The following is an 11,972-nucleotide window of genomic DNA, read 5'->3' as shown; positions in this document are numbered from 1 at the left end:
TAGCACTCAGATTTACCCGCAATTGCGAGCCATCCCCGGTTTTGTTCTGTGAGCGGATATGAAGGGATTGTCGGCAGAGCGCAACGAATCTTTAGCTTTCCTGAAGCATTTTGCGCCGGAAAAAGGGTTGCTTTAACAGCCCGAAAGGCGGGAAGCAGCTATATCCTGAGCAAGTGAGGCAATCCAGCTAATGTTATTACGGTGCCTCACCGTCAGTTCTTACGCTTAATGGCACTGTTGCCGCGCATAATAGCACTCGTTGCTAAACAATGCGACGCGCTGAAGCGCCTTTTCTCAGGGCGTCCAGCCGCCGCCCAGCGCACGATAGAGGTCAATCTGCGCCTGCAATAAATTATTTTTTACCTGGACCACGTTTAACTGCGTAGTAAACAGCGTCCGCTGTGCGTCAAGCTCGTCCAGATAAGAGGCATAGCCGTTTTGATAACGATTGCGGGAAATCCGTAGCGCTTCGCTGACCACCTGCTCCTGCTTTTGCAGCTCGACCAGCTGCTGCTTGTAACGCTCAATGGCATCGAGATCGTTATTCACTTCGCTGAATGCGTTGCGCACCACTTTTTCATAGCTGTACAACGCCTGGTTGCGGGTCGCCATCGAGACATCCACCTGGGCCGTCAGCGCTTCCCGGTTCAGCAAAGGTGCCAGCACGCTGCCGCCAATGCTCCATAAGCGGAAAGGATTATCCACCAGCTGATGAAGCACGGAACTTTGCATTGTGCCGGTGGCGGTGAGATTAAGCGCGGGCAGAAGCTGGGCACGGGAAGATTGCAACGTACCGTCCGCCGCCAGCAGCAGCCGCTCGGCCTGGACGATATCGGGCCTGCGTTGCAGAAGCTGCGACGGCAGAACGGCGGGAAGCGTCTGCGGCGCTATATGATCGAACTTGCTCTGACGCGCGATCTGCCGGGGATTCATGCCTACCAGGATGCTCAGCGCGTTTTCCTGCTGCGCAATCTGATGTTGCAGAACCGGAATTTGCGCTTTTGCCGTCTGGTATTCTGATTCAGACTGAACCCACTCCAGTTTGGAGGTATAGCCCGTTTCATATTGCCGCTGGGCCAGCTTCAGCGAATCCAGGCGCGAGGAGAGCGTAGCCTGGGTAACGCGCAGTTGCTCATCCAGCGAGACCAGCGTCATATAACCGGAAGCCACCGAGCTGGCAACGGTCAGTTCAGCAGCAGAGGCGGCGGCCTGTTGGGCGGCAAGCGTGGCTTTTGCTGCATCAATACTGCTGCTGCGCGATCCCCATAAATCGACATCATAGTTGGCCTGAAGCAATCCCTGAAACACCGCGCCTTCATGAGGCTGGCCCGTCGCGGAAGAGAGTGACCGGGCATGAGAGGCGGCAACGCCTGCATCCAGCGTCGGGAAATTATCCCCCAGCGCGCCGCGCAGCTCAGCCCGATACTGATCAACGCGCGAACGCGCGGTCAGAATATCGGGGTTATTGCGCAGCGCCTGCTCAACCAGCCGGTTAAGATCCCTGTCGCCAAATGCCCGCCACCAGTTAGCCTCAACGGCGGAAGCTGGCCCCACCTGATTGCGCCACTGCTGCGGGATGGGCAGAGAACCAGGGGCTTTCTCTACTTCTGTGGCGCAGCCGGAAAGCGTTGCGGTCAGTAACGCTGCCAGCAATGAAACAGACCAGCGCATTACTTTTCCTCCCCTTTGTGGGCCGTATCGGCGGTATCAATATTGACCTCAACGGACATGCCAGGCCGCAGATGCGCAACATTATCACTGGTGATTTTGATGCGAACAGGAATGCGCTGGGCAATTTTCACGAAGTTACCAGTGGCGTTATCTGGCGAAATGGCGCTGAACTCCGAACCGGCAGCCGGAGAGATATATTCAACCTCGCCAGTAAAGCGCTCTTCGTTCAGGGCATCAACCGTAAAGGTTACCGGCAGCCCTGGCTTCACCCGCGCCATCTGCGTCTCTTTCATGTTGGCAACCACCCACATCTGCGCCGGTACAAGGGAAGTCAGACGGGTTCCCGCCGTGACGTAAGCCCCCTGACGAACCGAAATCTGACCGAGCTGGCCGTCGCGCGGAGCGATAATTCGGGTGTTATCCAGATCGATCTGGGCCAGTTCCAGTGCCGCCTGTGCGCTCTCCACGTCTGCTTCAAGAGAGGCCCGATTGACGATTACGGTTTGCAAATCCTGGCGGGAGACGTCCAGCGTCGCCTTCGACTGCTGGACATCGGTCAGGGTCTGGCTGTTGCTGGCGCGTGAGGCATCCCTTTCACGAATCGACAGAGAGCCGTCGGAGACCAGATTCTCTACGCGCTTCAGATCAAGCGCGCTTTTAACCGCCTGGGCTTTGGCATTCTCCAGCGCGGCCTGATTACGCTCAATGACCGCCTGCGCGCTGCGCCGCTGCTGAATATTATTGGCCAGCGCGGCTTTCTTCATCGCCAGCTGCGCCTGCGCCTGATGCACCTTCTGTTTATAGATGCGGTCATCAATGGTCATCAGCAGTTCACCCTGCTTAACAGGCTGATAGTCCAGTACCTCTACCGAGGTCAGATAGCCATTCACCTGCGGACTGATAAATGTCACCTGTCCGCGTACATAGGCGTTCTCTGTTGACTGGATCTGGCTGGTAAAAGGGGGAAGCTGCCAGGCGTAGAGGATCACCAGCACCCCCACTACCGCGAGGCTCGCACCAAAGGCGATAGATAAAATACGCAGTTTATTGTTTCGTTCCTGTTCAGAGCGCTGGCTCTCTTCCTGCTGACTCATTAATGCCCCGTGCTGATCGAAGTGGTTGGTTGTTGCATGGCCCGCTGCTCGGCTTCCGCGTCACGCTTAGCCTGAAGCCAGTTGAGATAGCGCTGACGTGAAAGACGCCACAGTACCCAAACCAGGGTGATAAAGGCCATGCCTGCGGTCAGTAAATAGGTGTCGTTATAGGCGAGTACGTTAGCCTGCAACGTGGCAACCGTTTGTAGCTGTGCCGTCCCCTGCGCGCTGCGAAGAACGCTGTCGCCGATAAAACTGTTAAACAGACTGGTGTACTGGCTGAGCCTTTCGGTGACGTTGGGATTAAGGTAAGAGAGCTGATCCGCTATCAGGCTGGAGTGGTATTTTTCGCGCCAGGTCTGGAAGGTGCCTAATATCGCCGATCCCATCAGCCCGCCCAGGTTCTGACACATGCCAAACAACACCACCAGACTCACCATATTTTTGGGTTGTGTCACCACGCTGCCGATATTCATAAGTAACGCGGGGGCAACAAAGAAAGTGCCGCTAAACCCCAGTAAAAACTGGCTGAAATACATATTATTAGCGCGTGTCAAAGGACTGGACTGGGCGTCCATTAACGAAGCCACGATAATCAGTATCAGCGATAACACCATGGGCCAGCTCAGATGCTTAACGTTAATCGTCAGTGCGCTTACGACAATGCCGGCGAGAACGCCAAGCAGGATCGCCAGCGACAGGTATTGCATTTGATCGTTGAGTAAGCCGACCTGCTGTAGGTAGCCAATTGCTCCGGTGTTCTGCTCCGCCAGCGTTACGCGCAGCATAATCATGACCAGGCCAAGACGCAGGATTGACCCGGTGCCAAGCCAGCGAGTATTAATCAGCGGATTGCTGCGATTATGTTCAAGCACTATGGCGGCAATCACCAGCACCAGCCCGATAGCAAGACAAATACCCAGCCATGGGGTGCTGGTCCACCATTCAATTCGTCCCTGTGACAGCACGGCACAAAAAAGGGCTATGCCCGGCGCCATTAAAAAGAAGGTGAGAAAATCTTTCTTTTCAAAAACCCTGATGCGCTCGCCCGGCGGCAGTTTCAGGATCAGTACCGCACCAAGGCAGATCATTGCCAGGCCCAGTTCAAAAAGATAAAGCCCCCGCCATTCATCAAGCTGTAAAAGCCGACTGGAGAACATCCGTGCCAGCGGAACGGCCAGCTGGGATACGCTTATTCCAATGGTCAAAGCCTTGAGGCGATGTTTCGCCGGCCAGGCCTGGATCTGATAGTAGATACCTAAAGAACTCAGGGCCGCCCCAACCATGCCATGGGCAGCCCGCACGATAATTGCGGAATTGATGTCGTTAACCAGCAGGTGGAAAAACGCCACCAGAACATAGAGCACCAGAAAGGCTTCGGTAAAAATTCTCAGGCCAAACTGCTGGCGAAACTTTACCAGTAGCAGGTTGATCGAGATATTTCCCATAACATAAACCGCGGGCAACCAGGCAATTTCATTGCTATAGGCACCAAACACGCCCTGAAGGTTAGTGAGATTTGCCGTAACCAGCGCATTACTCAGCGAGCCGGTAAGCGAAATCAGTAAACCGATAATAGCGAAAGCAACACGCCTGTTTGCCGGATGCAGCGGCGTTGAAGGCGAGCCTGGCATCATCGGCTTTTCGCCGGGTGCCCATTCTCGCGGGGCGAACGGGTCGGGTCTGTTGCCACTCATGCTATTTCGCCTCGGTGGCTTTCAGCAGTTGCTGCAACACCCGTTGGGTCACAGCCAGCTCATCGCGGTTGATCCCTGACAGCAGTTCGGTTCTTAACCTGTCGGCCTCTATTTTGAGTTTTTGATAGAGCGCCTCCCCCTGCGGCGTAACGTGCAGAAGACGCTTACGACGATCCTCCTCCGGCTGAATACGCTCCACCAGCTGCTGTTTGACCAGACGATCTATCAACGGCACTACGCTGGCATCCTCCAGCCCAAGCGCCTGAGCCAGCTCTTTCTGGCTGATTGGCGCTTCCTGAATAGCAATGGTGGCCACCGCCATCCAGCTGCTCATGCTCAGCCCGTCATCTTTCATGCGCCGATCGACAGCCTGACGCCATGCGTGAGCCGTCAAATGGAGTAAACGAGAAAAATTGAGTTCCTGAGCATTCAAAATATAGAGGCCTGATAATTAGAGGTCTAACTAAATTAAGGGGGTGATTATAAACAAGGATCATAGACGTCAGGAAGAGAGAGAGGGACAAAAAAAGTAAAAAATCTGCTGGGATTATCGTGAAATTGCGTACCACTTTCCGGAAGAATTTTCGCAGGATTGCGAAATCTTCTGCGCTAACTGTATTCTGAGAACAAAGCTTGCCTGAGGGATCGGCTGATGAATAAACCTGACTGGGTAGAGATTTCCAAAGATGAAGAGATGCCGGTGGAGGCTATTCGCGCCCATTTTACCGGACACGCCTACGATCCTCACTGGCACGATAGCTGGCTGGTTGGCGTCACTGAGCAGGGGGTGCAGCAGTTTCACTCCCGTAAAAAGAAGCATCAAAGTTACCCCGGCACGGTGTTTCTGCTGGAGCCAGGGGAACTGCATGACGGCGATGCCATTGACGAAAGCGGTTTTACTTACCGGATGCTCTATATTGACGCCGCATTTATGCAACAGCAGCTAAGCAAGGTGTTCAGCTCTGTTCCTGACAGCTTTGAGCTGAATTTTGCCCGCACGCTTTCCGGCGACCGCAAGCTGGCGCACGCAACTTTTCATGCTTTTCAGTGCCTGCACGATCGCGAGCTGAAAATTGTGAAAGAGACGGCCATGCAGCAGCTGTTGGCAGCGCTGACGCAGCACCAACACTGGCGAAAAGCGATTGTCGTGCCGCAGCATGAAAAAACGCTCGCCCTGAGAACAAGAGAGTATCTGCATGACCACTTGCATGAAAATATTGGGCTGAGCGATATTTCTGACGCGCTTGGCGTGGATCGTTTTCGTCTCTCCAGGGAGTTTCAGGCCAGGTTTGGTCTCCCCCCTCACGCCTGGCTCGTTCAACTACGGCTGACTCACGCCCGCAGATTATTATCCCAGGGCAAAGATGCTGCTGATGTGGCCGCGCAGTTGGGTTTCGCCGATCAAAGCCACCTGGGACGCTGGTTCCGCCGCGCTTATCAACTGACACCTGCCTGGTATCAACGCTGCTGCACAAATCTTCCAGACTGAGCCGCCCTCTTCTCTTACCCTGCTGGTTTTCAGCCGTAAGGAGAAGTGCCAGATGAACGATCTGCGTTGCGTTGTGATTTTGAATACTGAACTGCCCGTGGGTAAAGCGGTGAATGCCGCCGCCGTGATCTCATTAACATTAGGCCAGCGACACCCCGAATTTGTAGGTTCGCCACTGGTGGATGGCAGCGGTCAATCATATCCCGGCCTGATCCCGGTAGGCATCCCGATCCTTGCTGCCAGTAATGAACAGCTGGTGACGTTGGTTAATGAGTGTGGAGAACAGGCTTTTGACGCCATCCTCTTTCCCGCAGAAGGACAAATGACCGTAGATTATGGCGCTTTTTGTGAAGCTGTCCGGCAGATCTCAACCTCAAACCTCCAGCATCTTGGTTTGGGCATCGTGGGCGAGAAAAAAGCGCTGCGCAAACTCACCGCAAAATTAAAATTGTTTGGTTAAAAAATGGGTACTTTAACTTTCGGGACGGGTGGCGTGCGGGAACAGATGATCAGCATTTAAGAACAGCGGCGCGTTGCGCAGGTACTTTCTGCAAGCAGCCATTTTAGTAAATGATCGGCTTATTTTGAGAGCGGCTCTCCTTTTGAGCGGCTCTCGCTTTTTAACGGATTAACTCTGCCACCGCCATAGTGAAAACTACGATTTCGTCACTTTTATTGGAGTAAGCATGCGGGATATCCGTATTAGCCACTGCTGAACACCCCTGCCCGACCACGTGTTCATTACTGTTGATGGTCAGCGTCAGGTTTCCCTGCTCCACATGCAGTAATTCAAGCGTTCCAGCGGAGTGGGCCGTCGCCTGATAATATTCCCTGGGGAACATCTCCCAGCGCCATAGCTCAATCATATCCGGGCCACTGGTGCCTGCCAGTAAGCGTGCCGATCCCCCCAGGTCTCCTCGCCATAACACTGGAATATCATCAGACCCGATCACAGTGACAGTGGGTGCGCTGCTAACGTTAACAATATCCGCCACGGATAAACCCATTGCTGTCGCCAGCTTACACAGGATGGCGATGCTTGGATTCGCTGCACCTTTTTCCAGTTCAACCAACATTCCTTTGCTGATCCCTGCCAGACGACAAAGCTCATCCTGTGAAAAGCGGCGTGCCTTTCGGAATGCTTTGATCCTTTCTGATACCGCACTATTGATATCCTGTATCGCCGTATTCATCGGCGAAGACTGATTGACTTTACTCTTCATCGGTCATTATCATAAACTAAAATGGTCGTTAAAGGATTATCCGATGTTTATTGTCCACCCGTCAATAGCCCCTTCCATTGCCGATATAGCGCCGGGATTTCGCGCCCTGAGTATCGTTGTTGAAGCGGCCCCACTCACTCACCCCGAAGTGGGTTCACAGGCGCTGATGAAAGCCTGTGCATCTGTAAAAACAGGCGAGCCAGCCTGGGCTGACGCGCATCTTGAGAGCTGGGCGGAAGTCTTCAGAAAATTTGGCGCTAAGCCCAAACGTACCCCCTGCTCTGCTGAAGCCCTGCGAAAACGTATATTGCGCGATGGAAACATGGCAGGCATAGATCCGGTAGTCGATCTCTATAATGCCATCAGCATCGCCTATGCCGTTCCGGTCGGTGGCGAAAACATAGCTGCCTATTCTGGCGCACCTCAACTGGTAGTAGCTGAGGGCAATGAAGTGTTTGATACCATAAAAGAGGGGCAGCCATCGCACGAGTCTCCGGAGCCAGGAGAGGTTGTATGGCGTGATGATATTGGTGTGACATGCCGCCGCTGGAACTGGCGTCAGGGTGTAAGAACCAGGTTAAGTGCTCAGGATAAGCAAATGTGGTTTATTCTTGAGTCCCTTCCGGAGATGCCGCTGGCGAAGTTAATTGAGGCAGGTGAAAAACTGACAGAAGGATTAAAAGCAATGATGCCTGGTTCGGTCATTACCCAGGAGCTGGTAGGGTTTGGCATCAATTAAGAGTGAATTTTGCTTTCAGCTATTCAGGGTTGGTTTGATCTTCAGATATGTTCTTCATGTGGCTTGTAAAAGCCGCATAGGGACTTTAGCTGCCCGTCCCTGAGCCGGGCTTAGCAATGGAAACAAACATGGCCTGGAGAGTTCCGCTAGTCGGAAGCCAGTAGGAGAATTTTATTCAGTCTGCAAAAAATGATGTCAGGCGGGATGTTAGGCGGAGGTTTTCAGGCACAAAAAAACCGCCCTTGGGCGGTTCGACGACATTGCACAAAGTGCTTGTTTTTATTCGTTTTTAATCGGTAGAAAATAATGGTGCCCGGGGCGGGACTTGAACCCGCACAGCCATAAGCCGAGGGATTTTAAATCCCTTGTGTCTACCGATTTCACCACCCGGGCATGGGTGTAAAGTGGAGGCGCGTCCCGGAGTCGAACCGAGGTTCACGGATTTGCAATCCGCTGCATGGCCACTCTGCCAACGCGCCAATCTTGCTGTGCCACCAGAGCCTCTGGTGACTAAAATTTGGAGCGGGAAACGAGACTCGAACTCGCGACCCCGACCTTGGCAAGGTCGTGCTCTACCAACTGAGCTATTCCCGCAAACACCAACTTGTCATAATCGACTGAAGCTGCTGATTTACTTTATCTTCTGACAGACCAGCTGCCTTTCGATGCGTTGCATTCTACTGTTCTTGCGAAATGAGTCAACATAATTATCCCGACTTTTCTTTCGTTTGCTGCTTTTTAAATCGCATCGATCACTGTTCAAACAAATCCTTACGCGAAGCGTTGAGATATTGAAACATTGACCAGAAAGTCAGCACCGCTGCAACGTATAAAGCGACCACACCCAGTGCCACTACGGTGTTATCCGGCCGCCAGAGCAGCGCAAACAGTGACAGCATCTGTGCCGTAGTTTTTACCTTGCCAATCCAGGAGACGGCAACGCTGCTGCGTTTGCCAATTTCCGCCATCCACTCGCGCAGGGCAGAAATGATAATTTCACGGGCAATCATGGTCGCCGCAGGTAATGTAATCCACCAGGAGTGGAAATACTCTGCCACCAGCACCAGCGCCATCGCCACCATCACCTTATCCGCAACCGGGTCAAGGAAAGCACCAAAGCGGGTGGTCTGCTTCCAGCGACGCGCCAGATAGCCATCAAACCAGTCGGTGACCGCCGCAAAGATAAAGATCAGCGCACAAGCCAGCGGGGCCCATTCGAAAGGCAGATAAAATGCCAGCACGAAGAAGGGGATCAAAACGACACGAAACAGGGTGAGTAACGTCGGAATGTTAAAATGCATAGTTATGCTAACTGTCTGGGCAGAGTAGAATTTGTCCCTATGTTCCTACATTGCTTCGGGGGTTGCAATGCTTAGTGTTTCAGCGAATAAAAGATTTTTTCCGCCAGCAGCTGCGAAATGCCGGGAACTTTGGCTATTTCTTCCACGGAGGCGTTCATCAACGGTTGCAGGCCACCCATGTATTTAAGCAACATCTGACGTCTTTTTGGCCCTATCCCTTCAATCGTCTCCAGCGTGCTGGTGTTCTTCACTTTTGCCCGCTTATTACGGTGCCCCGTAATTGCATGATTGTGAGAGTCGTCACGAATATGCTGAAGAACATGCAGGGCCGGTGAGTCAGGCGGCAGTGAGAACCCCTCACCCTCCGGTTCAAAGAACAAGGTTTCAAGCCCGGCTTTACGATCCGTTCCTTTGGCAATGCCCAGCAGAATGGGCCGCTCTTTATCCCAGCTGACATCAAGCTCAGCAAAAACGCTCTTCGCCTGCCCTAACTGCCCCTTTCCACCATCAATCAGGATCAGGTCCGGTATTTTGCTCTCTTCAAGCTCTTTTCCGTAACGACGGCGCAGCACCTGGTTCATCGCGGCATAGTCATCGCCCGGCGTAATGCCGGTGATATTGTAACGACGATACTCAGAACGAAGCGGACCATTGGCATCAAACACCACGCAGGAGGCTACCGTCTGTTCACCCATGGTATGGCTGATGTCAAAACACTCCATCCGGTTGATTTCAGACAGTTCAAGAACCTCTGCCAGCGCTTTAAGCCGCTGATGGATAGTGGACTGTTGTGACAGGCGGCTGACCAGTGCCGTACTGGCATTGGTTCTGGCCAGCTTAAGATAACGCGCCCTGTCGCCACGAGGTTTGCTCTGGATCGCCACTTTACGACCGGCAAGCTCCGTCAGCGACTCCGCCAGCAGATCTTTCTCTGGCAACGTGAAGTCCAGCAGAATATCTGTGGGCAAAGTACGCGCCTGGCTCCCTTGCAGGTAAAACTGCCCGACAAAAGTCTGCACGACTTCAGCCAGATCGGTGCCGCCCGGTACTTTAGGGAAGTAGCTCCGGCTGCCCAGCACTTTTCCCTGACGGATGAATAACACGTGAAGACAGGCCATTCCGGAATCAAAGGCAACGCCAATCACATCCACATCGTCACCATTATTGGAGACAAACTGACGCTCCGTCACGCGGCGCACGGCCTGAATTTGGTCGCGCAGACGGGCGGCCTCTTCAAACTTCAGATTGGTGCTGGCACTCTCCATACGCGCGACCAGCTGATTCAGCACCTGATCATCTTTTCCCGCCAGGAAAAGCCGCACATACTCAATCTGTTGCGCGTACTCTTCTTCACTGACAAGGCCCGCTACGCAGGGGCCAAGGCAGCGACCAATTTGGTACTGCAAACAAGGGCGCGTACGATTACGGTAAACGTTGTTTTCACACTGGCGAACCGGGAAGATTTTTTGCAGCAGAGAGAGCGTTTCGCGCACGGCATAGCCATTAGGAAACGGGCCAAAATACTCGCCCTTAGCATGTTTAGCGCCACGGTGGCTCGCAAGCCGGGGATGCGGATCCCCACTTAAAAAGATATAGGGATAAGATTTATCGTCGCGTAACAGGACGTTATAGCGTGGCTGATAGAGCTTGATGTAGTTATGTTCCAGCAGCAGCGCTTCCGTTTCGGTATGGGTTACCGTCACATCGATCTGCCGGATGCTCTCAACCAGCGCTTCCGTTTTGCGGCTGGCAAGATTGCCGCGGAAATAACTGGTCAGCCTTTTTTTCAGATCTTTGGCTTTACCGACATAGATAACCGTGTCACCTGCATCATACATGCGATAAACGCCTGGCTGGCTGGTAACCGTTTTCAGAAAGGATTTGGCATCAAACTGTTCATTCACTACTGGTTAACGACTCCGCATTGAACAGGCCATGACGAATGGCCAGATGGGTCAACTCAACGTCGCCGCTGATGTTAAGTTTACTAAACATGCGGTAACGATAGCTGTTGACCGTTTTAGGACTCAGATTAAGCTGCTCGGAAATCTCCGCCACTTTCTGACCTTTAGTGATCATCAGCATAATCTGCAATTCGCGTTCCGACAAACTGTCGAAGGGAGAATCTCTCTTTTGCGGCTCGATCTGGCTGAGCGCCATTTGCTGAGCGATATCTGAAGCAATATAGCGCTGTCCGGAATGAACCTGACGAATGGCGCTCACCACTTCCTGAGGAGCGGCGCCTTTGCTCAGATAGCCTGACGCGCCTGCCTGCATCACCCTGGCCGGAAGCGGGTTTTCCGTATGGATGGTCAGCATAATGACTTTGCTGTCCGGGCTGAAACGTACGATTTTCCGCGTCGCCTCAAGGCCACCGATGCCCGGCATGTTCATATCCATCAGCACCACGTCCACATTATGGCTGCGACACCATTTCACCGCGTCTTCACCACAATTCGCCTCGCCAATAACCTGAAAGCCTTTAATATCTTCCAGTATGCGGCGAATACCAGCGCGAACCAGTTCATGGTCATCGACAAGAAAAACGCTAATCAACAGGTCTCTCCGGGTGGGCATCAACAAGAGGTGTATGCATGGATTTGAGCAGCGATCTTACCTCTTTTTGCCGGGTGATTGAACTGAAATAATAGGCTCTTCAGCTTGAAAGCTTTTCACTCTGGCTGTGGGCACTCTGCCTTATCTGTGAGGGATATGTGATATACTTGTTAGCGATTTACCCTTTCAGCGAGTGTTAACA

At 53.0% G+C, this 11,972-nt stretch carries 11 protein-coding genes and 3 tRNA genes; 3 read left to right on the top strand and 11 right to left on the bottom strand.

Features of this window, described 5'->3' with window-relative positions; genetic code table 11:
• Window positions 1-294: 294 nt before the first annotated feature.
• Genes AAH450_RS11040 through AAH450_RS11025 form a run of 4 tightly spaced genes read right to left on the bottom strand, consistent with a single transcriptional unit; the run spans window position 295 to window position 4,895 of the window.
• Complete coding sequence (locus AAH450_RS11040) at window positions 295-1,671, bottom strand: efflux transporter outer membrane subunit (RefSeq protein WP_342910242.1); 1,377 nt, start codon at window positions 1,669-1,671, stop codon at window positions 295-297.
• On the bottom strand, window positions 1,671-2,765 hold the full coding sequence (locus AAH450_RS11035; protein ID WP_342910241.1) for an HlyD family secretion protein: 1,095 nt from the start codon (window positions 2,763-2,765) through the stop codon (window positions 1,671-1,673). The genes AAH450_RS11040 and AAH450_RS11035 overlap by 1 nt, the downstream gene beginning before the upstream one ends.
• Entirely contained in the window at window positions 2,765-4,462 is a 1,698-nt protein-coding gene (locus tag AAH450_RS11030; protein WP_342910240.1) for an MFS transporter, read from the bottom strand. The genes AAH450_RS11035 and AAH450_RS11030 overlap by 1 nt, the downstream gene beginning before the upstream one ends.
• Before the next feature lies 1 nt (window position 4,463).
• Window positions 4,464-4,895, bottom strand: a complete 432-nt coding sequence (locus tag AAH450_RS11025) for a MarR family winged helix-turn-helix transcriptional regulator (protein WP_318790610.1) — start codon at window positions 4,893-4,895, stop codon at window positions 4,464-4,466.
• 219 nt (window positions 4,896-5,114) lie between these two features.
• On the opposite strand from AAH450_RS11025, the gene AAH450_RS11020 reads away from it, so the two are divergent.
• Together AAH450_RS11020 and AAH450_RS11015 are read left to right on the top strand one after the other, a co-directional pair.
• A complete protein-coding gene (locus AAH450_RS11020) occupies window positions 5,115-5,951 on the top strand; it encodes an AraC family transcriptional regulator (protein WP_342910239.1) in 837 nt (278 codons plus the stop codon).
• A 52-nt stretch (window positions 5,952-6,003) separates the two neighbouring features.
• Window positions 6,004-6,411 carry a DUF2000 domain-containing protein gene (locus AAH450_RS11015; protein ID WP_342910238.1) on the top strand — a complete coding sequence of 136 codons (408 nt, stop codon included), beginning with the start codon at window positions 6,004-6,006 and terminating at the stop codon, window positions 6,409-6,411.
• 160 nt (window positions 6,412-6,571) lie between these two features.
• Here the strand turns inward: AAH450_RS11015 and AAH450_RS11010 are convergent, their stop codons facing one another.
• A complete protein-coding gene (locus AAH450_RS11010) occupies window positions 6,572-7,174 on the bottom strand; it encodes a helix-turn-helix domain-containing protein (protein WP_342910237.1) in 603 nt (200 codons plus the stop codon).
• Window positions 7,175-7,217: 43 nt separating this feature from the next.
• On the opposite strand from AAH450_RS11010, the gene AAH450_RS11005 reads away from it, so the two are divergent.
• A complete protein-coding gene (locus AAH450_RS11005) occupies window positions 7,218-7,913 on the top strand; it encodes a B3/B4 domain-containing protein (protein ID WP_342910236.1) in 696 nt (231 codons plus the stop codon).
• A gap of 307 nt (window positions 7,914-8,220) precedes the next feature.
• Here the strand turns inward: AAH450_RS11005 and AAH450_RS11000 are convergent.
• From AAH450_RS11000 to uvrY, 6 genes are all read right to left on the bottom strand, one after another.
• Window positions 8,221-8,306 (bottom strand) — tRNA-Leu (locus AAH450_RS11000).
• A 12-nt stretch (window positions 8,307-8,318) separates the two neighbouring features.
• Window positions 8,319-8,392, bottom strand: a tRNA-Cys gene (locus AAH450_RS10995).
• Window positions 8,393-8,431: 39 nt separating this feature from the next.
• A tRNA-Gly gene (locus AAH450_RS10990) sits at window positions 8,432-8,507 on the bottom strand.
• Between the two features lie 158 nt (window positions 8,508-8,665).
• Window positions 8,666-9,214, bottom strand: a complete 549-nt coding sequence (gene pgsA, locus AAH450_RS10985) for a CDP-diacylglycerol--glycerol-3-phosphate 3-phosphatidyltransferase (protein WP_342910235.1) — start codon at window positions 9,212-9,214, stop codon at window positions 8,666-8,668.
• A gap of 71 nt (window positions 9,215-9,285) precedes the next feature.
• Complete coding sequence (uvrC, locus tag AAH450_RS10980; RefSeq protein ID WP_342910234.1) at window positions 9,286-11,118, bottom strand: excinuclease ABC subunit UvrC; 1,833 nt, start codon at window positions 11,116-11,118, stop codon at window positions 9,286-9,288.
• Entirely contained in the window at window positions 11,111-11,770 is a 660-nt protein-coding gene (uvrY, locus tag AAH450_RS10975) for a UvrY/SirA/GacA family response regulator transcription factor (RefSeq protein ID WP_342910233.1), read from the bottom strand. Before uvrY ends, uvrC begins: the two co-directional genes overlap by 8 nt.
• Between the last annotated feature and the right edge of the window lie 202 nt (window positions 11,771-11,972).

Source organism: Erwinia magellanica (genome assembly GCF_039023495.1).
GTDB lineage: Bacteria > Pseudomonadota > Gammaproteobacteria > Enterobacterales > Enterobacteriaceae > Erwinia.
The sequence above is the reverse complement of the archived record's forward strand: the minus strand, read 5'-3'. Positions and strand labels throughout refer to the sequence as shown.

Bases quoted from the DNA above. Each gene is read 5' to 3' on its own strand.
- AAH450_RS11040 (WP_342910242.1), bottom strand. From the start codon at position 1,671: ATGCGCTGGTCTGTTTCATTGCTGGCAGCGTTACTGACCGCAACGCTT.
- AAH450_RS11010 (WP_342910237.1), bottom strand. From the start codon at position 7,174: ATGAAGAGTAAAGTCAATCAGTCTTCGCCGATGAATACGGCGATACAG.
- AAH450_RS11015 (WP_342910238.1), top strand. From the start codon at position 6,004: ATGAACGATCTGCGTTGCGTTGTGATTTTGAATACTGAACTGCCCGTG.
- AAH450_RS11030 (WP_342910240.1), bottom strand. From the start codon at position 4,462: ATGAGTGGCAACAGACCCGACCCGTTCGCCCCGCGAGAATGGGCACCC.
- pgsA (WP_342910235.1), bottom strand. From the start codon at position 9,214: ATGCATTTTAACATTCCGACGTTACTCACCCTGTTTCGTGTCGTTTTG.
- AAH450_RS11035 (WP_342910241.1), bottom strand. From the start codon at position 2,765: ATGAGTCAGCAGGAAGAGAGCCAGCGCTCTGAACAGGAACGAAACAAT.
- AAH450_RS11020 (WP_342910239.1), top strand. From the start codon at position 5,115: ATGAATAAACCTGACTGGGTAGAGATTTCCAAAGATGAAGAGATGCCG.
- AAH450_RS11005 (WP_342910236.1), top strand. From the start codon at position 7,218: ATGTTTATTGTCCACCCGTCAATAGCCCCTTCCATTGCCGATATAGCG.